This window comes from Mycolicibacter icosiumassiliensis (genome assembly GCF_900078685.2).
In the GTDB taxonomy this organism is placed as follows: Bacteria; Actinomycetota; Actinomycetes; order Mycobacteriales; family Mycobacteriaceae; genus Mycobacterium; species Mycobacterium icosiumassiliensis.
The window spans coordinates 1,015,890-1,039,052 of the sequence record NZ_LT546166.1 but is presented as its reverse complement, the minus strand read 5'-3'; the positions used below and the strand labels follow the sequence as shown (position 1 = coordinate 1,039,052).

Below are 23,163 nucleotides of genomic sequence, written 5' to 3'. Positions count from 1 at the left end.
TTGCTCGGCTTCTTGGGTTTGCTGGCCGCCGCCAGCCCGGTCGCCCCGCCGACCCCCCGTCCGGCTGCTCCCCCGGTGACACCCGCGGCGCGTCCGGCCAGACTGCCCAGTGCCAGGTCGTTGAGCAGCCCACTCTCGCTCTCCGCGGCGACCGCAACGACGGCTTCCGGGCCGGCCCCGGGAAAGGCCGCGGCGNGTCCGCTCCGCCAGACCACCCCAACCCGCACCGGAAATGTTCGTCGACGACGCCCACATCCGACGAGCCTCGTCCTCCACCGTCTGCGCATGCACATCAAAACGGCCCGCCATCGAACGCATCGCGTCCGGATCAGTCATAAAACGTGTTGCCATGCTGCTCTCCTCGATTCTGCGAAAGTTGTTGGAACTTAACGGTATGTGGAGCTATCCGGCCGACGCGGCGTTAGCCGCCTCAGTCGCTGCATAGGTGTTCGCGCTGGTGTTCAAGGTGGCCACGAACGCTTGGTGGATAGCCTCCGCCTGGGCGCTGATGGCCTGGTACATGCTGGCGTGCGCGGCGAACTGCGCAGCAGTCAGCGCCGAAACCTCATCAGCAGCGGCTGGAACCACACCCGTGGTCGGCGTTGCCGCCGCGGCGTTTTGAGCACTGAGCGCTGAACCGATGGCGGCCAGGTTGCCCGCAGCCGCCGTCAGCGCCTCCGGTTGGGTGTTCACAAAAGTCATGGGGCTCTCCTCCAAGAATGCCGGTCAGGAAGACCGACGCTCACCGGCTACATCGAACAGTGACCCCGTCACAACGTCGTATCGGAGCGTGCTCAACGCAACATGGTTCAAGTAACAGAAACGGTGCCGGAGCGGGATCGGGACCAAACAGTCGCCGATTCCGAGCGGGCATTATCGCTGGGACACAATCTCGTCCTCACCTCCTGACACCGACAAAGACCAACTGGGCCGGGCAAAAGCACCGGCCCCCTTACCTGCGCAATGGTGGCATCGGTACCAGTAAGCGTCAACCCAGACAGGCGGTCGCAATGCTGTGAATCGACTGTCTGCCGGCTGTTAAGTCAGGACGGTTTCTTCTCGGCGACCGCCGCACTGAGCCCTTCGGCTAGGTCTTCGCGGGTTAGTTCCTTGAACTTGTGCAGCCATTCCTCGCTGAAATCGGTGACATCCCCGGACAGCACCGCGTCAAGTTCAGAATCATCGAGACGGAAACTGCGGTGGTCGCGGGCCTTTTCCACGACGTTGCGAACGAATCCGGCGTTACCCAACACGTCAATACCGCGGATCAGGTCACCGTCGTCGGAGTAATTCTCATCGGCGTAGAACCGGGTGTAGTGCGGTAGCAGTCCCTCGACCGCCTCGTCACTCACCACGTCCTCGTTCTCCGCCCCCATCATCTTGGTCAGTTCGAGCAACTCCGGCGGGGTGTAGCTGTAGAACTCGATCACCGTCGAGAACCGGCGCCGCAGGCCCTGGTTCACCTCAAGCATCTTCTCCATGGCGTTGGCATAACCGGCGCCGAACACCACCAGCTCGTCACGGTGGTTCTCCATGTACAGCAGCAGGGTGTTGATGATCGCGTTGCCGTAGGCGTCGCCCTGGCTGTAGCCGCGCTCATGCAGGGTGTGCATCTCATCGAAGAACACCGCACCACCGAGGGCACCTTCCAGCAGCTCTTCGGTGTTCTTCTCCGCATCGGCCATGTAGCGGCCCAGCAGCTTGGAACGGTTGGTCTCCACCACCAGCGGCTTGCGCAGCACCGTCAGGCCGCACAGTTGCTTGGTGAACGCACGCGCCACCGATGTCTTGCCGGTGCCGGGCGGACCCAGCAACAGCGTGTGCCGCGATGTCACCGGAACCGGCAGCCCCATCTTGGCGCGCGCCAGATTCACCTTGGTGGTCGCCTTGATCAGCTTGATCTCCCGCTTGGCCTGCTCCATGCCGAGCATGGCGGCCAGCTCCGCGTCGCCCTCAGCCAGGTAGCGCGCGGCTTCCTCGGCATGCCGATGGGCTTCGGCCTGTTCACGCGTGGGTGCGCTGTCCGGGTCCCACGGATCGGTGCGGGCCTCGATAGTCTCCGGGTCGGTCAGCACCAGTCGAAAGTCGGGATTGTCCAGTGCCTCACGGGCGGGTGTGAATTTCGAGTCCCGTGAATAAACCCGGCGTAGCAGCTCAGCGGCCTCATCCTCACGGCCGAGATGCCGCAGGCACATGCCTTGGGTATAGAGCGCGACGTTGGCGGCGCCGGGCACGCGGTCGCCCTCGATGGCCTCCTGAGCACGCCGCGTCGCTTCCTCGAACACCCCCAGCGAGGCCAGCGCGGTGGTGGCCATCGCCGACGCTGCCGCCTTGAGCTCCGGCTGGCGCCAGGGAGCCGACGCGGGGAACTGTTTGAGCACGTCGGGCCAACGTCCGGTCCGGAAGTACAACAGACCGCGGACGTAGCTAACCAGTTCGGTCTCGAAGGGGTTCCGCGGCTCGATGCCGTCAAGCAGCTTCGCAGCCTCTTCGTAGCGTTTGGCTCCGGCCAGCGCGGCGGCGTAGGCGGCGGCCAGCGATTCCACACTGGTGATCAGCAACCGCAGGAACATCCCATCGGAAACCTCGGGACGGAATTCCAAGTCGGACAACCCAAGTCGGCGGGTCTCCCAGCCGAACGTGCGCACCGTCGACCAGGCGTTCGCCAGCACGTCGAGACCGGAGTCACCGGCCAGCACTCGAGCCAGCCAGGCATCGCACATGCTCGGGTCGATCGAACTGGCCGTGGTGAACATCTGCAGCGCGACCTGCGGATTATGGCTGGGCTGCAGCCCGTTGACCGAGATCCCAGAGGCCAGCATGCCCGCGACCATGGCGTTGCGGGCGTCCGTCGTCGCCGGACCGGTCACCCGCGTGCCCCAGCCACCGGCGCCGCCGGTGTGTACTCCTCGATCACGTCGACCGACAGCGGCAGCTGCTCACCGTCGTGCAGGCCACGTCCCGGCACCGACATCCGCCGGTGGGCGCTGGGCGCCGGCAGGCTGGCGCAGACAGCTTCCAGCTGACGCCGGCCCACGAAGCGGTTCAGCGCCGACCGCACGTTTCCGCTGGGTTTGTCGGCAGTGTGATACCGCGCTAGCACCGAGACCTCGGTGGTTCGGCCGCCACCACGGGACATCCGCACCGTGACCACCGTTGCTTCACTCTCCGGGAACCACAGATGTTCGAGGTTCTCCGGGTTGATGTCATTGGGCGACACCCAGTAGCTGGTTACCTGGCCGGCCGGCCGATCACGGAACAACCGGTGCCGCAGCTGGGTGGCCTCCAGCCCCGCCAGCACCGCCTCGTCGACGGCGTCGAACTCGTCGGCGTGCAGCACCTGGGCGCTGAGCTGACGCCCATCGATCTCCTCGGCCAACCGCTCGGTGGCGGCAGCCAGGGTTGCGGCCAGCGAGTCGCGCGTCGCGACCGCGTTGACGTTGTGTTGCGGGTCCATGCGCAGCACCACCCAGGTGTGCCGGCGGTCGGGCATCGACGGGTTCTCTTCGACGTCGGGGTCGTCGGCAGCACGGGGATCCTTGCGGGTTCCGACCGAGACGACATCGATGCTGTCCAGCCGCACGTCGAACTGGCGCAGCCCCGCGGCCAGACGCTCCACCGGCAGGGTCGCCTCTGCGGCGCGGCCGTGCCGGCCGGTAGCCGACGTGGCCCGCCCGCCCACCGCGATGACCGTCACCAGCCGGCCTTCGTGTTACTCCCGGCCGAAGCGCCGGTGGTGATCGATTGCGGTGCCACGGCCGCGGTGCAAGGCCTCTTCAGGGTCGGTGAACTGATCGGCCACCCAAGCCGCCCACATCGTGCTGACCGGCACCCGCCGGTAGGTGAGCAGCGCGAGAAGTGCGACCAGCACCGCCACAGCGACGCCCGACCACCAGGCGTAGTCAGCGACCTTCGGGTCGCCGGGCCAGCGGCCGGCGAGGACCAGGATCCCCACATCGATCAGAAAGACGAGGGTGACCCGTATCCAAGACAGGTTCAAACCTAGTGCGTGCTGTGCCTTCATCGGTTCCTTGACGATCGTCGCAGTGCTGCCACTCCCAGTGCCACGCCGGCCGCCGCGAGCGCCGCCAACAGCCCGGCTCCGGCGACCCAGGCCGGCGTCATGTCGCGTTCGGGCGGCATCGGCGGCACCTGTAGCGGTGCCGACAGCCGCTCCGGCGGTTGGGCCGGAACGTCAGGAACGTCCCAGGTCAGTGCCGCGACCGGGTCGACGACCCCGTACCCGACCACATTGTCGACCCCGCGGGCCGGCGGCCGGGCCGTGCGGATCAGCCGGTTGATCACCTGGTGCGCCGACAGCTCCGGGTACTTGGCCCGCACCAGGGCCACCACACCCGAGACGATCGCGGTGGAGAAGCTGGTGCCGGACGGGACCAGCAGCGAGTTCTCCGGGCCGTCGACGGCGTTCATCAGACCGTCATCGCGCGGCGAGAGCCCCTCGATGTCGGTACCGGGCGCGGCGATCGACACCCACGGGCCGGCCACACTCGACTTGGCCATCGGTGCACCCGCCGAATCGACCGCGCCGACGGTCAGCACGTACTCGTCGTACCAGGCCGGCGTCACCACGGTGTTGACGCCGTTCCAGTCGCGGGGGTCATCGGGGCGCATCGCGTTGTAGACGGGGTTCTGCTTGCAGTCCCGCCAGCTCGCGTCGCCGGCGGCGGCGACGATCACCGCGTTCTTCTCCACCGCGGCGTAGCGCACCGCCGCACCCAGATCGGCCTGGTCGATGAGCGTGCGCACGTTCATGCAGATGGCCTGGGAGATGTTGATGACCTGCGCACCCATATTCGCGGCGTGCACGATCGCCCGCGCCATGGTGCGGATTCCGTCGGTCTTTTCTCGCAGCTGCGGGTCGCGTCCGTCCGCGAACGGTTCCTTGGGCCCGAAGGCCGCGCTGTACTGCCGGATCGCGATCAGCTGCACGTCGGACGCGATCCCACTGAAGGCATCCGGCGCCCCGCCGGGCGGCGGCGCGCTCGGGGCCCGGAAGTCGACCGGTGCGGTCCGGGCCTGCCCGGAGAAACCGGCCGATCGCACTGCACCTGCGCCGGCGTCATGGGGGGCGTGCGCCGACGAGGCTGCCGCGCCGGGCCCCGGGGCCGGTCCGGGAGCCGGTCCAGGCGCCGGAGCCGGAGCAGGCGCGGGCGCGGGCGCGGGCGCCGGGCCCTGACCCGGGGCCGGTTCCTCACCCTCGACGGGCGGTGGCGGCGGCGCTGGCGGCGGCGGCATCACCAGGATTGTCGTCGCCGGCGACGGGGTCGGTGGCGGCGGCTCGTTGGTGGGAACCGACGGCGGTCGCCGGGTCTGGCGTGGTGGTGGCAACGGGGCCACCCCGTTGTCCGGCATCGCGGCGATCAGCGAGGCCACCAGGGTCCCGTGCGCATCACAGTCCGACAGCCCGTCGCCGCCGGCCATGACGTAGTCACCGCCGCCGATCAGGTTCGGCAGCCGGGGGTGCGGGGTCACGCCGGTGTCGATGACGGCGACGGTGACGCCTCCCCCGCGACCGAACTTCCAGGCCTCCTGCAGGTTGAGCATGTCCATGTAGGCCGGCTGCACACGGAAGTCGGTGTTCGGCAGCACCCCGACCTCAGTGCAATAGGAGGTCTGCCGCATGGTCTGCGGCGGTCCGGGCGTGCCGTCCGGCGGCAGTGCCGCCGGGTCGATCCCGGGCGGCTCGATCGCGCCGGCAGCCGGCATTCCGGCCAGCGAGCCGCTGGTCATCATGATCATCGCGGCGCCGGCGGCCGCGGTGCGCTGCAGCCGACGCACGCCCCTACCGGTACCGGATCGCTTCATAGGTATTCATCAACCAGAGTGCCAGCGGGAACAACGGCATCAGGCACAGGTATTCGATCCACTCGACGAACTTGCGGAACAACGGACTGTAGATGGTGTTGGGCACGATCACCGCAGACAGCAACCCGAACATCGGGACCAGCACCAGCACGGCCACGCCAACAACCAGTGCGGTGGGCGTCCACAGCACCACCGCGAAGCGCACCACCACGGCCGCGACGATCACCAGCCCGGTCAGCGTCACCGTGACCGCCTGCAAGCGGTCCCGGAAGGAACGGCCCCGCAGCACCAGGAACCCGGCTGTCAGAGCCGCCAGCAGCACCGGCAGCCACGACCGGTCCGAGTGGGGGTCGCACAGTCCGGTCATGCACACCGCAATCAGCACGCCCAGCCCCGACAGCAGGCCGGTCAGGAATGACCGCGCCCGTTCCGCGCGCAGCACCACTTCGCGGACCGACTCCGGCCCCTCCAGCGACGGCGGGGCACCGGGAGTGCTCACCACCGTGGTGGGCAGGTCGGGGCGGGCCTCGAAAACCCAGCGGCTGGTGGCCGACGGGAAGACCGGCAGCCGCAGGCCGGCCAGCCATCGCGACAGCGACGGAGCCCACTGGTAGGCCAGCACACAGACCAGGTACACACACGTCATCAGGGTCACCGCGCCGGTCAGGAACAGCATCCGCAGCACGCCGGCGAACATCACCGCCCCACTGATGGCCGCGACAGCGGAGTACGCGGCCAACTGCCGTCCGGTGAGCCGGATGACGGCCAATGCAGCGATACCGGCGACACCGAAGCCCAGCGCGGCATGCGCGGCGCCCACTTCACCGGGTACCGCCGCTGCGGCCGCCACCACCAGCGGAACCAGGCCGGTGGCCAGCAGAATGTCACCGACTTGCCGGTCGGAGGCGTTGCGCGCCTGCATCAGGATCAGTGCGGCGGTGATCAGCACCAGGAAGGCAAGGCCCGCGGCGAAGCCGGCCGTCAGCCAGCTGTCATGCTGGACGCGCCAGGCCGCGAGCAGCCCGGTGGCCAGCAGCACACCCAGCGACAGGGTCGACACCCCGACCCGCACCGCCGTCGCCGCGTCGACCGGAGCGAATCGCTTCGCCAGGTTGACCGACACCGCGGTGGAGATGTGCTCGATGACCGGCGAGCGCCGCTCCCGGTCTTCGATGAAGCGCAGCCACAGCCGATCGCCGTCGTAGACGTTCTGTTCGGTCAGCGACTGGTTCGGCCGCAGCGCCGTGCCGTCAACTAGGCACAACACCCAGCGGCCACGGCCCTCGGCTTGCAGGTTCGGTTCTTCGAGCTCCTGAAGCCGACCGTTGATCACCTTCAGCAGCGGATCCAGCATCACCGATACCGGGGCGTCGGCGTCGAGCAGCGTCCCGATCTGGACACCGTCGCCCGCCATCACCCCGACCACCACGGCCCGGGGTCCCGACGACGCAAGCTCGCCGCCCGCCTGTCCCGACTCGATCGCCGCGGTCATGATTGCATCACCTGACCGACGAATACTGACCCCATAGGTGCCGCCTCGCAATTTGTCATTTTGAAATTCAGTCCAATTCTAAAGGCACTTCATGCAATTCGCACGATCGCGATTTACCCGCAGTTTTCCGGTGCGACACTTGGCATTCGGTGCCCAGACCTACCCGAGCAGATCGCTAGACCCTCCGATGCGTTTTCCAGGCGCCGTAGGGCAGGGTGTCCAGGACGGTCTTGACGCCCACCTGAACCAGCTGCGGGGTGGCCGGGCAGATCGCCAGCCATGCTTCGCCCGAGCCTGCGGTACGCGCCTGCTGATACAGCGCGATCCGACCGCCCGACCCGTCTTTGAGCGACAGCACCGAGGCGCTGGGCCCCTTTGCGTCGTCGCGGTACTGCCGCGCATATACCGCGGCTTCGGCCGCCGGCTCCGAAAGCGCCTGTCCCAGCGCCGCGACGGTGGCGGCGCTGATTCCCATCCGGCGCAGGTCTCCCCCGGTGAAAATGTTGAAACCCGAGTCCTGCCAGCTCTGAGTGGCCTCCAGCATCTCCTCCATCGGCACGTTGACCGCGGTGATCTGGGCCGGGTCGGCGTGGTGGATGGATTCCATACCGTCGATCACCAGCGCGGCGATCGAGGCGGCATCGGTCACCGAGACGTCGTCGACGGTGATATCGGTGCCGACGCGTACCGCCGACACCCAGTGCTCACCGCGCCGCGCCAGCAGCACCCGGAACTCGTTGTCGGGGATGTCGCGGGTGCCGGGCTCCTGGTCGTCGGCGTCGATGACGCCGTAACGCAGCTTTCCCAGCGACAGCAGCGCGATCACCTCGAGGTCAGGCGCGGCAAGCACCCGCATTCGTGCCGCAACGGTCTCATTGACTTCGTCGTCGACGACGATGCCCTGTTCGCGCATCACCGCCATGCCGGGGTGTTCCGACAACCAGTCGCTTGAGTCGGTGGAAACATAAGGACGACACCGCAACTCGGGAGCAACATGGCGGATGTCCAGCAGTGCCTGCAACATCCAGAAACCCTCGACGTTGACGGTGATGTCGGTGCGGGTGCTCGGGTCCATCACTACCCTCCTCTACCGGGTTGGTCGCTGTGCTTGGCTAGCGATGTACTTGGCTATTGGACCACGCGGGAGGGCGCGACCGCTCGGCACCACCCGCCAATTGCAGCACGCGACAGCACACCCATGGATCGGGTGTGCTGCCGCGCGCTGCGAAACTGCGGGGCGCTCAGGCCCAGCTGGAGCCGACGGAGGCGTCGGTGTTGGCCATGTTGTTGCCGGCCGACTGCACCTTCTGACCGTGACTGTTGGCCTGCTCGTAGATCACCGCGAAGTTGCGACCCAACTGCGCCACAAACTCCTGGCACGCCACCGAACCCGCGCCACCCCAGAAATCCCCGGCAGCCAACACATCGTGCACGATCGCCTGGTGCTCAGACTCCAACGACGCAGCCTGGGCACGAATCAACGCACCGTGCGCATCCACATCACCGAACTGGTAATTAATCGACATCTGCGGTTCTCCTCCTAGCTCGACAGGATCTGCTGAGAAGCAGCTTCCTGCTGCTCGTAGTGGTTCGCGTCACGAATCAGACCATCCCGCACCCCATGCAACATGTTCACAATGTTGCGAAACGCGGTCTGCATCTGACCCATGGTGTCCATCGACGTCCGCTCCGCCAGACCACCCCAACCCGCACCGGAAATGTTCGTCGACGACGCCCACATCCGACGAGCCTCGTCCTCCACCGTCTGCGCATGCACATCAAAACGGCCCGCCATCGAACGCATCGCGTCCGGATCAGTCATAAAACGTGTTGCCACTGCTCTGTCTCCTTGTCTGAAGTTCGTTGTTTCTGTTTGATTTTTGTCGTTGACGGGTTATTGCCGCCGGTTAAGTCGGGAACCGACGACCGGCTTTGAACGAATGAATGGTTCCCCTTCCATCAGCCCGTAGCCGGTAATGCGGTTGGCTCCCGATCAGCCGGCGGACGCGGCGTTGGCCGCCTCGGTGGCGGCGTAGGAGGTCGCACTGCTGTTGAGCGTGGCGACGAACATTTCGTGGATCGCTGCGGCCTGCGCGCTGACCTGCTGGTACATCGTCGCGTGCGCAGCGAACTGCGCCGCGGTCAGTGCCGAGACCTCGTCGGCAGCGGCCGGGACCACGCCGGTGGTCGGAGCGGCAGCGGCGGCGTTCTGCGCGTTCAACGCCGAACCGATACCGCTCAGGTTCGCAGCGGCCGCTGACAGCGCTTCGGGCTGCGCATTCACAAACGACATTCGAGTCCCTCCTCTGGATCGCGGTCAGCAATCTCTCCGCTGACGATCGTAAGCGCTCAAAGCGCCCGGGGGTAGCCAGAACGCCGACTGTTCACCTGCCGATAACAAGTATTCACCTGGGGTAACAATCCGGTAGCCGCGACCAGGCTGTTCAGCCCATGAAATGCCTCCAAACTGGAAAAACACAGAGCTGTTATTTCCCGCGCGGTGGGCAGTCGCCCCCGACTCCGATACCGGCGGGCACGAGGCCGTGGTTTAAATCCTGCCGCACTTAATTCACCGCCTCGCACCGGGCTATGACAGCGCCAGCAACCACTGTGACGCTGTTGCTCGCGTCACAGTGGTTGCCGGACAGTCGGGTCAGCCGGCCGGGGTGGCCGCGCGCTCTTGCACCGGCGCCCGCCGCAGCTCGGTGGCGGCGACCTGAACGAACACGCCGGTGTCCTCGGCCATCAGCAGGCCACGACCACGGGGCAGCGGGCCGCCCTTCATCTTGCCGCGGATGAAGCCCTCGTCGGGGTCGGCGTCCATCACCAACAGTGGCGCGTTGGCCTGGTGCAGGGCCCGCAGCAGCGGGTCGGCACCGGCGGACGACCAACCGCCGAAGGTGCGGGTGGCGATCACGTGCAGGCCAACGTCGGCCGACCGGGTAACCCAGGGCGCCGCCTTCTGGAACGGCGAGTCGAAGCCGGGCGGGAACTGCTGGATGTCGTCGATGATCAAGAAGATCTCCGGTCCACTCCACCAGGTCCGCGACAGCAGCTCTTCGGCTGACAGCCCCGGCGGAGGTTCACGGTTGGCCAGCGTGACAGCCAACTCGTTGACCAGCGCGACGGCGCCGTCCAGGTTGTAGGCGAACTTCTCCACGTAGTCCGACCCCAGCGTGGTCAGCAGCTGCCGACGCGGGTCGATCAGCCACACCTGTGCCGACGGCCGCCCGTCCGGGCTGGGAGCCGGCGCGCTGCTGGACCCCGGCGCGTAGAGCCGCTCGATCTCGCTCATGATGGTGGCCAGCGTGGTGGTGCGGCCGCATTCGCGACGCCCAGTCACCATCAGGTGGCCGTTCTCGGCGAAGTTCAGATAGACCGGCTGCAGGTCGAGTTCGGAGATCGCCCAGGCGATACCGCCCGCTCCCACCCCTTCGCGCCGGTCGTTGGCCGCGACCGCGCGCACCTCTTCCAACCCGAACCGCGCCGGCAGACGCCGCACCGGGCGGACCCGGCCGACCGCCACCTGGCTGACCGCGGCTGCGACGCTGTCGGACTCGAACACCTTCTTGCCGGTGTCGGCCATCGCGGGCCGGGCAATCAGGGTGTGCAGGCCGGACTGGGGGTCGCTGTCGAGGCGTACGTAGTTGACCGCGACCATGCCCCGCCCCGGCTTCACCGGGACATCCTTGGCGAACCGGGAGCGCACCAGCTTGGCGTCCTCGACCGCGGCCAGACGCAGCTCGACCCGGGATCCGAAACCGCTTCGCACCGGCGGGCGGAGCTCCGATTCGCGATCGGCAGTCACAATCACGTGCACACCGAACGAGGGCCCCTGGTTGATGATCTGGTTGACCTGCTCGACGAGCACCTCGTTCTCCTCCGAGAGCGCTCGGTAGTTGTCAACCACCAGATAGACGTCGCCGAAACCGTCGTTGGGCACGCGTCCCGGGGCACCCTCGAACTTCCGCCGGCGGAAGACGTCCATCGATGCAACGTCGTTCTCCAGGAAGCTGCGCTTGCGGGTTCGCACCAACGCGAGCAGTTCGGCCACCGTGCGGCGCACCCCGTCGGGGTCGGTCGGGCCACAGACACTGCCCACGTGCGGCAGTCCGGCAACCGTGGTCAGCGAGGTGCCGCTGTAGGCCAGGCAGTAGAACTGAACCTGTTCGGGGGTGTGCGTCAACGCCGCGGAGCAGATCAACGTCTGCAGTGCGGTCGTCTTGCCCGAACCACCGGCGCCCAGGATCAGCACATTGGCGCCCGGGCCGGCGGTGTCCACCGTCCACGGCGGCTGGTCGTGCTTATACGGCCGGTCGATGACCCCGATCGGGAACACCAAGTCGCGCCGGGTGCCGTAGTCCTGCTGCCACGGGTGACCCAGGTGCCGGTTCACCAGGTCCTCGACGCTCACCGACACGTCCAGCGGTGGCTGCCACAGCCGGTAAGGCTCGAAATCGATCTGGCGCAGCTGATCGATGATCACCGTGCCGACCTTGGGCGTCCGAATGAAATCCTCTTCCTCGGCGGCCTCACCCGAGACTGTCGCCGGCTTGGAGTCGATCGCCGCAATCTCCTCGGGCGCCTCGATCTCCGGCGTGCTGACGCTGACCTCGAGTGGAGTGAACTCGGTGGTGAACAGCTGCGGCCGGATGTAGTCGACGGCATGCGTCAAGGGCATCTGCTCGTCGTCGAGCAATCCGCCCCGGTGGTAGTCGCGCCACAGGAACTCGGCCTGGAAACGGATAACCTCTTCGCCGCTCTTACGGAAGTAGCCGAGGCCGGCCTTGCCCGGCAGGTTCACTGCGTTGGGCACGCCGGCGGCCTGCGCGGCCCCGGCGGTCTGGGCCTTGAGCACCAGCCGGTAGCCCATGTTCTCCATCAGCTTCTCGGCGCGGCTCTCGATGGTCTGCGAGGCCATCATCAGGTGCACCCAGTAGGCGCGGCCCTGGCGGCCGATCGAGTCCAGCACTTCCACCGCGGTGGGCATGATGCGGAACCACTCGTAGAACTCGTCGATCACGACGACCAGCATCGGCAGCGGCGGCAGACTGTCGTCTCCGCGAGCCCGCATCCGAGACCGGATCTCGTTGTATTCTTTGGCACCGTCCACACCGGCGTTGTCGCACATGGTCTTTCGCCGGGCGATCTCACCCCACATGGCCTCCAGGAAGCGCTCCATGAGGGCCTGGTCGTCTTCCAGGTCGGTGATGATCCGCGACACGTGCGGCACGCCGGCGAACGGCTTGACCGCCGATCCACCCTTGAGGTCGGCCAGCACGAACTGCAGCTCGTCCGGCGGGTGAGCCAGCAGCAGCGACTCGATCACCGTGCGCACCAGGGTGGACTTACCGGAACCGGTGGTGCCGGACATGACGCCGTGCGGCCCGTCACCGCCCTCGTCGAGGGACTTCATGTCCAGGAAGAGCAGTTCGCCGTTGTCGGAGCGGTTTCCGAACGGAATCCGCAGCCGGCCTCGGCTGCCCGTATCGCGCCGGTTCGCCCACAGCTCCTTGAAGTCGATTCGGCCGGCGTCTTCGATGCCGTAGTAGGCCATGATGTCGCGCGCACCGATGTGGTGCGTCACCTTCTGGCCGATCTCCTCGTAGGCCGCCGCGAGCCGCCAGTGCGCTATCCGCTGCGCGAACTGTTCGGCGTCGGTCGGGCTGATCTGGTCGGCGAGGGCGAAGAACCACTCGTTGTCGTCGATCACCATCCAGGTGTCGCGGTCACGCGGCAGCGCGTTGATGATGCCCTTGTCGTCGAGACGCAGCACCCGCTGCGAAACGCCACGCCACTCCGGTGCGCCGGTCAGATCGAAGAACGTCACCCCGTCGATGCCCTCGGTGGTGTTGACGTACTCCCACTGCGGGTCCAGGCCGTCGACGATGATCAGGTGGTGCGGGGTCGGGGTCTCTGCCGACGAGCTGGCGTGGCGCGGCATGAACGATCCGCGCCCGGAGAACAGTTCGGCGTGTTCGGTGGCGAAGTCCTGTACCGAGCGGTAGACCATCCGGGCGTTGCCCGCGGCGTCCTGGCGGCGCGGGTCGCCGAAGTGCGGCATCCACTTCACCCAATCCCACTGCGCCACATCCGAAGTCACCACGACCATGCGCAGGTGGTCGGGCCCGTGGGAGAAGGCCAGCTGGCAGATGATCGCGCGCATCAGTCCGAGCACTTGCTCGCGGTCGCCGACCAGCGAGTACCACGGCTCGACCAGCAGCGAGATCATCTTCGGCAGGTTGTAGACCACGCTCTGGTAGCGCCCGAACTCCTGCAGTGCCTTACCGGTCACCGGTTCGAGCTCGATGTCGGTCGGCATGTTCTGCGGCTCACCCCAAGTCACCTCGGGCCGGGTCATCCCCACCCCGACGCGGGCCAGGCCGAAGTTGAGGTCCTTGCCGTTGGGCTGGCGCTCCCACATGCGCGACGATCCCACCGCCGCGGCCAGGGTGGACGGCGCCGGGTGGTACCACCGGTAGTTCGCGTCCATGCTGTCCGCGGACTCCGCTGCGGACTCGCGCAGCCGGTCCAGCATGAGCATGAACTGGGCGCGCATCGCGTCGAGCTTGGGCCGACTCAGTTGCTGGGCGCCACCACCGAAACGGCCGCCGAACATCATCATCGCGACGCCGCCGATCATAAAGATCGGGAAGATCGAGCCGGCGCCCAGGAACATCCGGGAACCGCTGGCCACGGTCATCGCGACCATGCCGACGAGCAGGCCGACCACGAGCACGCCGACCACCACCAGCCACCACGGCTTGCCTTCCGGCGGCGGCACGCTCAGCGGCGTCGGCAAGACGATGTTCTCGGGCTTGACCACCGGCGCGCGTTCCGGCGTCGGCCGGGCGTATCCACGTTTCACTTGGGCACCGCCAATTCTGCTGGGCTCATATCGGTTGGCAGGGTGTCGTGACGTACCAGCGCATCCTGGCGGGACAGGGTCGGGCCGTGCGCCAGCAGGCGCAACGCCACCGACGGCGCGAGCGCCGGTTCTCCGAACAGGCCCAGCGCCTTGCGCTCGTCATCGCCGGGGATCCCGAATCGCACGCCCGAGGCCGATATCCACCACAACGATTCCCGGGTGGAGGCGTCCGGGTCATTGCCGGTCACCGCGACGAAGTTGCCGTAACCCGAACCGAAGTAGACCCGGTCGGCCTCCGGCACGTTGATGTCGTTGGTCTTCACCAGGGATACCACCCGCTTCATCTGCTTCTGCGACACCGGAATCGTCGGGCCGGACACCACCTGTACCCGGGCCCGGCTGTCGCCGGTGGAACGCTCCCACCACCAGCACGTGGCGGGGTTCTCCTTGATGTCGACGACCTGCAGCGGTCCCTCGGGGTAAGCCGACAGGTCCAGTCCGGTGACCACCGGCATCTTCGCCAGATCCTGTGGAGTCACCACTGCGGGCGCACCGCCTCCGGTGGCCCCGGCGTTCTGCAGAATGCGGGCCACCACCGGCGACACCGTCTGCACGCCGTTCATCAGCACAACCGAATATTGTTGCGGCCCAGCCAACTGCGGTGTGGTGAACACCATTCCCACCGGGCCGGGGGCATTCGGGAAGGCCGGCGGATGACCGGCGTCAGGCACAAAAGGCACCGCCAGTTCTGGACCCACCGGCAACGCGTCGAACAGCGCCTGGCTCATCGGGCGGGCGTGGTCGACCTGCTCAGGAGTCAGTCCCAGCGGCAGCAGCACCGCTCGGTCGGCGGCGTCGATGCGCGAGCGGCGGCCCTGGCGAACCACCCAGGAGTCGTTGCCGTAGCGCAGCACCACCGCGTCGGGCCCGTCCAGCACCCGGCGGCGGGAGTTGAGCTCCGGGGCGCCGTCGATCACCGTCACGGTCACCGGCGACGGCGCACCGACGCCCTGAACATTGGCGACGGTGTCGCAGATCAGCCACGACGATGTCGAGGGCGTCGTCGGCAGGATGTCCGACGGCGCGCCGGGAATTCCAACCAAGGGGCCGTGCGGCTGCTCTGCTATTTGAGTCGAACGCACCTTGTGCGGGTTGTCGGCCCGACCGGCGATCAGTCGAGCCGAAGCCAAATTCAGCGCCGGATATATAGTGTCGCCGACCCGCACATACAGGGCGCCAGAATCACGGTCGGCAATGATCGGCGATTCGTTCAGCTGGCCCGAGGGACTCAAAAACGACCACAGCAGCGCACCGAGGCAGACGACCGCCCCAGCCGACACGGAAGCCACCACGGCCAGCGACTGGCGCCGGCCCGGCTCTACCTCCATCCGAACCTGCCAGCGGGTCAACGCCATCGCGGTTCGTCGCGCCAGGAATTGGTACCCGGTCATCTGGGTGCGCGTCGACAGCCCAAGGCCGTAACCGGGTCCCCGCTGTTCGTCAGCCACGGCGCGCCCCAGCCCGTCGCACTGTCGGATTACGGCGCGGTGCCGGTCCCCAATAGGTCGTCATCTACCCCTGCCTGGTCACAAGTTTCTACACTGCGCATGCTAGCTGTGTCGCGCTACGACTGCCCGCGGTGCAGATTGCAATCTGATGGCGATGGCGAAACGCACTTCGCCGGTTCTTCCTCGAATTATGACCGTGCTAGATGAACGGTCTGTAAAGCGCGTGATCCGCATGAGTCCCCTTGCGTCTTGCTCAGCACAAAACGGTGGTTTGCCCACCGAAAATAATCGCCACGATCACAAGATCGCGCCGGTCAATGAGCCAGCCCGGTGCCGGCGACGGCACGGCGCGCGCCGGTGGTCACCGAAATCCGCAACTGCGTTACCTGAGTTTCCTGTCAGAAGCCTGCGTATCTAATGCCAGAGTATCGCGCCACGAGCTGTTCCGCGTTACCGTCGAAAAGTGACCACGATTGATGGACAGGGTACGCAAGGGCCGCTCGACCCGCGGGGTCCCGCGAGCTCACCAGCAACAAAAGAGACCACTCGGCCAGTTGACTACTCCGCTGACGTCGTCGACGTCGAGTTGGAGCTGGAACAGGGCTACCGGACAGAAATTCACAAGAACCACAACGAGACCGTCGACGTCGAGACCTACGGCGGCGGTTTCGACCTGACCCGTCGCGCGGTCGCCCCGCATCTGCGTATCGGCCGGGATAAGTGGTTCAACCTGCTGTGGCTGATCCCGATCGGCTTCGTCGGACTGGTGGCGACGATCGCGATCGGTAAGGGCATTCGCGACATCCCCGCTGTTGGGGACTTCATCACACGATATCCAGGTAGCGCCGCGTCGTCGGAGTTCGCCGGCGGCATCCCCGCCTGGGCCGGGTGGACGCACTTCTTCAACCTGTTCATGATGATCTTCATCATCCGAGCCGGGATCCAGATTCTCTGCGATCACCCGCGGCTGTACTTCAGCCGTAACTCCACTCCCGGCAAGGACGAATGGCTGCGGGTGGGGCCGCCGGTGCCGGACGACCCCTACTGGACGGCCAACGCCGACACTGTTGCTCTGCCCGCACAGTTCGGGCTGCCCGGCTTCCGGCACTCGATCGGGCTGGCCCGATGGTGGCACATGGGGCTGGGCGTGCTGTGGCTGCTCAACGGCGCGGTGTTCTACGTGCTGCTGTTCACCACCGGTCAGTGGCACCGCATTGTGCCCACCAGCTTTGACGTCGTGCCGAATGCCGCGTCGGTCGCCATCCAGTACGCCTCGCTGGACTGGCCGACCGACCACACCTGGACCAACTACAACTCACTGCAGATGCTCTCCTACTTCGTCACGGTGTTCATCGCCGCTCCGGCCGCACTGATCACCGCCCTGGGGATGTCCCCGGCACTGTCGCAGCGCCTCGGGTTGATCAGTAAGCACATGCGGCTCAACCTGCAGATCGCCCGGTCCCTGCACTTCGTGGTGCTGGTCTACTTCCTGATGTTCATCCTGGTGCACGTCACGATGGTGTTCGCCACCGAAGCACGGGTGAACCTCAACCACATGTTCGCTGCCCGCGACGACAACAGCTGGGTCGGGTTCGGCGTCTTCTCGGTGGCGTTGGTGGTCTGCACCGTCGGGTGGATCGCGGCGACGCCGCTCACCCTGCGCTATCCGCGGGTCGTCCAGAAGATCGGCTACGCCCTGATCGGGCCCTTCCAGCGTGCCCTCGAGAAGCTCGACCCCGAGCCCGGGACCTTCACCGAGGCCGACATCTCGCCGTTCCACTGGCGTAACGGCCGGCTTCCGGAGACCGTCGAGTACAAGGAATACGAAGCGAACGACTTCAAGGACTGGCGGCTCAAGGTCTACGGGCTGGTGGAGAACCCGATGGAGTTTTCGCTGGAGGACCTCAAGGCTCTGCCGTATCACGACCAGATCACTCAGCACATGTGTGTGCAGGCTTGGTCCGGCGTGGCCAAGTGGGGTGGGGTGTCGATGTCGACGATCATGGAGGTCGTCAAGCCGCTGCCCCAGGCCAAGTGGGCGATCTTCTACTCCATGGGCCTGGGCGCCACCGGCGGCATCTTCTACAACGCACACCCGGTCGACCAGATGTGGCACCACATGTCGATGCTGGCCTACAACATGAACGACCAGCCGCTGCCCTATATGCACGGCCGGCCGCTGCGGCTGCGCAACGAACTACAGCACGGCTACAAGCTGGTGAAGTGGATCAAGGGCATCGAGTTCGTGGAGAGCTACAAGGAGATCGGCAGCGGCCACGGCGGCTACAGCGAAGACCACAAGTTCTTCGGCCGCCATCAGACGATCTGAGTCGAACCCAGGGAATGCCGGCTCGCACGGCCTGACAGGAACACCTGTCAGGCCGTGCCGCATCTGCGGAAGTTACAGCCCCCGGCGGCCCGGACTGATGTTGTTGACGGTCGGTCCGCCGAATCCATCCAGGCGTCGTAGGGTGAGATGAGGCTACGGAACAACGGGGAGAATCCATGCGCAATCGCGGTATCAGAAAGTCAGTCCTGTCGGTGGTGGCGGTCGGACTGGCGGTGGGTGCGGTGGCGACCGCCTGCGGCGGCTGCGACAGCGATTCCGACGAGGACACCTACGGCGAAGTCACCGAGGCGCCCGCAGCGCCGATGGCGCCGACCCCACCCGCCGACGGCGGCGCCGGCGGGTCCGAACCCGGCCCGAGTGCACTGCCGGATGCGCCGCTCACCAGCGCTGCCCCAGTCGTTGAACCCCCTGCGAAGCAGGCTCCGGCCGCTCCGGCAGCCCCACGGGCCCCGTCTGCGCCTGCCGTCCCGGCCATCCCGGCAATTCCGGCAATCCCGGCGATTCCCGCCATCCCGGCGATTCCGGCCATCCCGGCAATCCCGTACCCGTAGGGATTGCCGCGGCGAGCGGTCAGATACCGGTCCAGGCCGAGTCCAGCTGCTCGGCCACGTCGATGATCTGCGCCCGCTGGGATTGTGGGCTGTCGATCTCGGCTGCCACGTAACTGGCGATGAATCGGCGGATCTCTCCGTCGACACCGGCGAAGATCCGCAGCAGCTCGCCGCGGATGGACGTCGAGGACACCTCGACGGTGATGTCGGAGGACCGTGGTTTGGGCACGTCGATGATCAGCAGCAACGGTTCGGCGGCTCGCGCGGTGGCGTGCAGCGCGATGTCGCCGGCCACGGTGAACCGTTGCTTGTCCAGACGCAGATCGATGAGCAGGTCGATCTCCAGCGGAATGTGGATCGCGAACGTCAGCAGGTCACCCAGACCGCGTGCCACCCGGGGTTCTTGGACCCGCACCTTCGCGCTGACCTTGGCGATGCCGCCCGGTCCCTGCCGCATCGCGGGCATCTCGAACTCGTCGCCGGCGATGACGGCGAACGCAGCTGCCACTCGTTCTTCGGTGACCGCGACCTCGAAGAACTTGCGCCCGAACTCTTCGTAGGTCAGGTAAGTGTGGTTCTGCATAGGTTGATACGGTCTCACGTCCCCGCCGCCGACGGGCGCTGATCTGTCCGCGCCACGCAGTCGTCTTCGCACTCCACCACACCGCGGTCGGTCAGATGCTCGATCAGCGGCATCACTCCGGCTGCCAAGTGCTCGGCCATCGCGGCGCGGGCCAGCGCCTGATCGTGTGCTGCCAGCGCGGCCAGCACCCGCCGGTGGTCGGCCATGGACCGCTCCGGCCACCCGGCGATGGCCGGGAAAACCGCCTCGGGCGCGTACCGGGTTATCTGCGACATCATTTGGGCCAGCTTGGGTGAGGCGGCAGCCACATTGATGGCCCGGTGGAAATCGTGGTTGAGCCGCACGGTCCGCTCTTCGTCGTCTCCGGCGTAGGCCTGCTCGAGCCGGGACTGGATCTGCGTCAGCTCGCTCAACTGCTCCGCGGTGATGCCGGCGGCGGCTCGCGCCGCCAGCTCACCGCCCACGAACGCCTGGACGTCGGCGACATCGGCCAGATCTCGCCTGGTCACGGGCAACACGACGAACCCGCGGTGCGGCTGCTGATCGAGCAGGCCTTCAGCGCGCAGCTCGACCAACGCCTCCCGCACCGGGGTGACACTGATGCCCAATTCCGTTGCCAGCTGGTCCAATCGGACGTACTCCCCCGCGGCGTAGCCGCCGTCGAAGATCCGCTGGCGCACGAAGCGCGCGACGGCTTCCGACAGCTGCGGCCGGGTGCTGAAGTCGGGGATAGACATGGTTTCAGATGCGGTAGTCGGCCAGCAGCCGCTTGCTGATGATCTGCTTCTGGATCTCGCTGGTTCCCTCACCGATCAGCAGGAACGGCGCGTCGCGCATCAGGCGCTCGATCTCGTATTCCTTGGAGTAGCCGTAGCCACCGTGGATCCGGAAGCTCTGCTGGGTGACCTCGTTGCAGTATTCGCTGGCCAGGTATTTCGCCATGCCCGCAGCGAGGTCGTTGCGCTCGCCGGAATCCTTCAGTCGAGCCGCGTTGACGACCATCAGGTGCGCGGCCTCTACCTTGGTCGCCATCTCGGCGAGCCCGAATGCGACGGCCTGATGCTCGGCGATCGGCTTGCCGAAGGTGTTGCGCTGCTGGGCGTATCGGGCCGCGAGCTCGAAGGCGCGGATGCCCACCCCGCAAGCGCGTGCCGCGACGTTGACCCGGCCGACCTCGATGCCGTCCATCATCTGGTAGAAGCCGCGGCCGGTGGTGCCGCCCAGAACGTCGGCGGCGCTGGCCCGAAAGTCGTCGAAGATCATCTCGGTGGTGTCGATGCCTTTGTATCCGAGCTTGTCGAGCTTGCCGGGGATGGTCAGCCCCGGGACGACTTCACCGAATCCGGTCGGCTTTTGGACCAGGAACGCGGTCATGTTGCGGTGCGGGGTGTCGGCCCCCTCGTCGGTGTGGACCAGCACCGCCACCAAGTTTGACGTGGCGCCGTTGGTCAGCCACATCTTCTGGCCGTTGATCAGGTAGTCACCGTCGCCGGTGGGGGTGGCCCGGGTACGAATGGCGGCGACGTCGGAGCCGAGCTCGGGTTCGGACATCGAAAATGCCCCGCGCACATCGCCGGTCGCCATCGCGGGCAGGTAGCGCTGCTTCTGCTCGTCGGTGCCGTGCTGGCGCAGCAGGTAGGCGACGATGAAGTGGGTGTTGATCACCCCGGAGATGCTCATCCAGCCGCGGGCGAGCTCCTCGACGCACAGCGCGTAGGTCAGCAGAGACTCGCCCAGCCCGCCGTAGGCCTCCGGAATCATCAGGCCGAACAGGCCCAACTGCGCCATGCCGTCGACGATCTGTTGCGGATAGGCGTCGGCCCGCTCAAATTCGGCGGCGTGCGGAATGACCTCTTTGTCGACGAATGCCCGTACCGCCGCGATGATCTCGGTCTGGCTCTCGGTCAGCCCCAACGTTTGGCACAGCTTGGTCATTACGCCACCCTCTCGAACACGGCGGCCAAGCCCTGGCCGCCTCCGATGCACATGGTTTCCAGTCCGTAGCGCTCCTGGCGGCGGTGCAGCTCGCGTGCCAGTGTCGCCAGCATCCGGCCGCCGGTCGCGCCGACCGGATGCCCCAGCGAGATCCCGGAACCGTGCACGTTGGTGCGGTCGCGGTCGGCGACACCGAATCGCCACTCCGCCATGACCGCCAGCGCTTGAGCGGCAAACGCCTCATTGAGCTCGATCAGGTCGATGTCGGCGAGCGTGAGGCCGGCCTTGGCCAAGGCGACATCGGTCGCCGGTACCGGGCCGATGCCCATGACAGCGGGCTTCACCCCGGCGAGCCCCCAGGAGACCAGCCGCACCAGCGGGGTCAGGCCCAGTTGCTCGGCCTTGTCCCGGGTCGTCACCACGCACATCGAAGCCGCGTCGTTCTGACCGCTGGAGTTGCCGGCGGTGACGGTGGCGTCTGGATCGCTTTTACCCAGAACCGGTTTGAGCTTGGCTAGCGACTCCACCGAGGTGTCGGCCCGGGGATGCTCGTCGGTGTCGAACCGCTGCTCGCCGGTGCGGGAGCGCACCGTGACACCGATGATTTCGTCGGCGAGCGCACCGCTGCGCTGGGCCGCCACCGCGCGCTGATGCGAGGTGACCGCCAGTTCGTCCTGCGCGGCGCGGGAGATCTGGTACTTGCGGCGCAGGTTCTCCGCCGTCTCCAACATGCCGCCGGGCACCGGGTGGTGCCGGCCACCCGCGGTGGTCCGGCCCCGCGCCAGACCGTCGTGCACCCGCACTCCGTCGCGGGCCCCGCCCCAGCGCATGTCGGTGGAGTAGAACGCCACGTTGCTCATGCTCTCCGCGCCGCCGGCGATCACCACCTCATGCGCGCCACTGCCGACCTGCAGGCAGGCCTGGATCACCGCCTGCAATCCCGATCCGCACCGCCGGTCGACCTGCATGCCCGGAACCGTCACCGGCAGGCCGGAATCCAAGGCGACCACCCGCCCGATCGCCGGCGCCTCACTGCTGGGATAACAGTGCCCCAGCACCACGTCGTCGATGGCATCGGCGGGCAGGCCGGGGCGCTCCAGCAGTCCGGTCAGGGCGGCGACGCCGAGCTCGACGGCGGTCAGTGACGTGAACATCCCGCCGTAGCGGCCGATGGGGGTACGAACCGGTTCGCAGATCACCGCCTCGCGCAGCGTCATAGGTGCCGGCCGCCGGTCACCTCGAGCACGGTGCCCGTCATATAAGAGGACAAGTCGGACGCCAGGAACAGCGCGACCGTCGCGACCTCGTCGGGTTCACCGGCCCGGCCCATCGGCACCTCGGCGACCTTCGAATCCCAGATCCGCTGCGGCATGGCCTCGGTCATCGCCGAGCGGATCAGCCCCGGCTGGATCGCGTTGACGCGGACACCGAGGTAGGCCAGCTCCTTGCTGGCGGCCTTGGTCATGCCGACGATGCCGGCCTTGGCGGCCGAATAGTTGGTCTGCCCGACCATGCCGACCTTGCCGGATATAGAGGACATGTTCACGATCGCGCCGCGCTTGCGTTCGCGCATGATCGCCGCGGCAGCCCGCAGCCCGTTCCAGGTGCCCTTCAGGTGTACCGCGATCACCTGGTCGAAATCGTCCTCGGTCATCTTGCGCATGGTGGCGTCGCGGGTGATACCGGCGTTGTTCACCATGATGTCCAGGCCGCCGAACCGCTCGACGGCGACGGCCACCAGCGCATCGACGTCGGCGGCGGCCGTGACGTCGGTGCGTACCGGGACCGCGACATCGGCGCCAAGCCGCTCGGCCGCGGCCTCGGTCGCCTCCAGGTTCAGATCGCCCAGCACCACGCGGGCGCCCTCGGCGACGAAGCGTTGCGCGATCGCGAAGCCCAGCCCCTGCGCTCCGCCGGTGATCACCGCCGTCTGCCCATCAAGTAATGCCACGCCGAAACCGTCCTCTACATGTCGTGATGTCGCGCCCACCCGTGGTCCGGGACATCATATTTCATATATGATTTGTCGGCCAGTGCCGAAAGGGGCCTT

The 23,163-nt window shown here is 66.9% G+C and carries 19 protein-coding genes and 1 pseudogene; 2 read left to right on the top strand and 18 right to left on the bottom strand.

Features of this window, described 5'->3' with window-relative positions; all coding sequences use genetic code 11:
• Positions 1-201: 201 nt before the first annotated feature.
• The 13 genes and pseudogenes from BN4346_RS28625 to eccB form a co-directional block, all read right to left on the bottom strand.
• A pseudogene (locus BN4346_RS28625) lies at positions 202-351 on the bottom strand (WXG100 family type VII secretion target); the annotation flags it as partial.
• Positions 352-402: 51 nt separating this feature from the next.
• The gene (locus BN4346_RS28620; RefSeq protein WP_046286641.1) at positions 403-702 is read right to left on the bottom strand and encodes a PE family protein; all 300 of its coding nucleotides are present in this window, start codon (positions 700-702) and stop codon (positions 403-405) included.
• A 341-nt stretch (positions 703-1,043) separates the two neighbouring features.
• Entirely contained in the window at positions 1,044-2,834 is a 1,791-nt protein-coding gene (eccA, locus tag BN4346_RS28615; RefSeq protein WP_096867632.1) for a type VII secretion AAA-ATPase EccA, read from the bottom strand.
• A 32-nt stretch (positions 2,835-2,866) separates the two neighbouring features.
• Positions 2,867-3,697: a type VII secretion protein EccE gene (eccE, locus tag BN4346_RS28610; protein WP_407695058.1), complete on the bottom strand. Its 831-nt coding sequence runs from the start codon at positions 3,695-3,697 to the stop codon at positions 2,867-2,869.
• A gap of 15 nt (positions 3,698-3,712) precedes the next feature.
• Positions 3,713-4,024, bottom strand: a complete 312-nt coding sequence (locus BN4346_RS49840) for a hypothetical protein (RefSeq protein ID WP_407695057.1) — start codon at positions 4,022-4,024, stop codon at positions 3,713-3,715.
• Positions 4,021-5,826 (bottom strand): S8 family serine peptidase, encoded by a 1,806-nt coding sequence (locus tag BN4346_RS28605; protein ID WP_067969216.1) that lies wholly within the window; start codon positions 5,824-5,826, stop codon positions 4,021-4,023. Before BN4346_RS28605 ends, BN4346_RS49840 begins: the two co-directional genes overlap by 4 nt.
• Positions 5,804-7,318 carry a type VII secretion integral membrane protein EccD gene (gene eccD / locus BN4346_RS28600; protein WP_067969212.1) on the bottom strand — a complete coding sequence of 505 codons (1,515 nt, stop codon included), beginning with the start codon at positions 7,316-7,318 and terminating at the stop codon, positions 5,804-5,806. The genes BN4346_RS28605 and eccD overlap by 23 nt, the downstream gene beginning before the upstream one ends.
• 175 nt (positions 7,319-7,493) lie before the next feature.
• On the bottom strand, positions 7,494-8,393 hold the full coding sequence (locus tag BN4346_RS28595) for an ESX secretion-associated protein EspG (RefSeq protein WP_067969207.1): 900 nt from the start codon (positions 8,391-8,393) through the stop codon (positions 7,494-7,496).
• Between the two features lie 166 nt (positions 8,394-8,559).
• Entirely contained in the window at positions 8,560-8,844 is a 285-nt protein-coding gene (locus tag BN4346_RS28590) for a WXG100 family type VII secretion target (protein ID WP_067969205.1), read from the bottom strand.
• A gap of 14 nt (positions 8,845-8,858) precedes the next feature.
• On the bottom strand, positions 8,859-9,155 hold the full coding sequence (locus BN4346_RS28585) for a WXG100 family type VII secretion target (protein ID WP_047317297.1): 297 nt from the start codon (positions 9,153-9,155) through the stop codon (positions 8,859-8,861).
• A gap of 156 nt (positions 9,156-9,311) precedes the next feature.
• Positions 9,312-9,611, bottom strand: a complete 300-nt coding sequence (locus tag BN4346_RS28580) for a PE family protein (protein WP_067969202.1) — start codon at positions 9,609-9,611, stop codon at positions 9,312-9,314.
• 360 nt (positions 9,612-9,971) lie between these two features.
• On the bottom strand, positions 9,972-14,186 hold the full coding sequence (gene eccCa / locus BN4346_RS28575; protein WP_067969200.1) for a type VII secretion protein EccCa: 4,215 nt from the start codon (positions 14,184-14,186) through the stop codon (positions 9,972-9,974).
• A complete protein-coding gene (eccB, locus tag BN4346_RS28570; RefSeq protein ID WP_067969197.1) occupies positions 14,183-15,694 on the bottom strand; it encodes a type VII secretion protein EccB in 1,512 nt (503 codons plus the stop codon). Before eccB ends, eccCa begins: the two co-directional genes overlap by 4 nt.
• Positions 15,695-16,280: 586 nt before the next feature.
• On the opposite strand from eccB, the gene BN4346_RS28565 reads away from it, so the two are divergent.
• Positions 16,281-18,023, top strand: a complete 1,743-nt coding sequence (locus tag BN4346_RS28565; protein ID WP_067969194.1) for a molybdopterin-dependent oxidoreductase — start codon at positions 16,281-16,283, stop codon at positions 18,021-18,023.
• Positions 18,024-18,199: 176 nt separating this feature from the next.
• On the top strand, positions 18,200-18,595 hold the full coding sequence (locus BN4346_RS28560) for a hypothetical protein (RefSeq protein ID WP_067969191.1): 396 nt from the start codon (positions 18,200-18,202) through the stop codon (positions 18,593-18,595).
• Positions 18,596-18,614: 19 nt separating this feature from the next.
• Here the strand turns inward: BN4346_RS28560 and BN4346_RS28555 are convergent, their stop codons facing one another.
• Genes BN4346_RS28555 through fabG form a run of 5 tightly spaced genes read right to left on the bottom strand, consistent with a single transcriptional unit; the run spans position 18,615 to position 23,064 of the window.
• Positions 18,615-19,178, bottom strand: a complete 564-nt coding sequence (locus tag BN4346_RS28555; RefSeq protein ID WP_067969189.1) for a hypothetical protein — start codon at positions 19,176-19,178, stop codon at positions 18,615-18,617.
• 14 nt (positions 19,179-19,192) lie between these two features.
• Positions 19,193-19,915, bottom strand: a complete 723-nt coding sequence (locus BN4346_RS28550; RefSeq protein WP_067969186.1) for a GntR family transcriptional regulator — start codon at positions 19,913-19,915, stop codon at positions 19,193-19,195.
• A 4-nt stretch (positions 19,916-19,919) separates the two neighbouring features.
• Positions 19,920-21,113: an acyl-CoA dehydrogenase family protein gene (locus BN4346_RS28545; protein ID WP_067969183.1), complete on the bottom strand. Its 1,194-nt coding sequence runs from the start codon at positions 21,111-21,113 to the stop codon at positions 19,920-19,922.
• Positions 21,113-22,330 (bottom strand): acetyl-CoA C-acetyltransferase, encoded by a 1,218-nt coding sequence (locus BN4346_RS28540; RefSeq protein WP_067969181.1) that lies wholly within the window; start codon positions 22,328-22,330, stop codon positions 21,113-21,115. Before BN4346_RS28540 ends, BN4346_RS28545 begins: the two co-directional genes overlap by 1 nt.
• The gene (gene fabG / locus BN4346_RS28535; protein WP_096867468.1) at positions 22,327-23,064 is read right to left on the bottom strand and encodes a 3-oxoacyl-ACP reductase FabG; all 738 of its coding nucleotides are present in this window, start codon (positions 23,062-23,064) and stop codon (positions 22,327-22,329) included. The genes BN4346_RS28540 and fabG overlap by 4 nt, the downstream gene beginning before the upstream one ends.
• Positions 23,065-23,163: the final 99 nt, after the last annotated feature.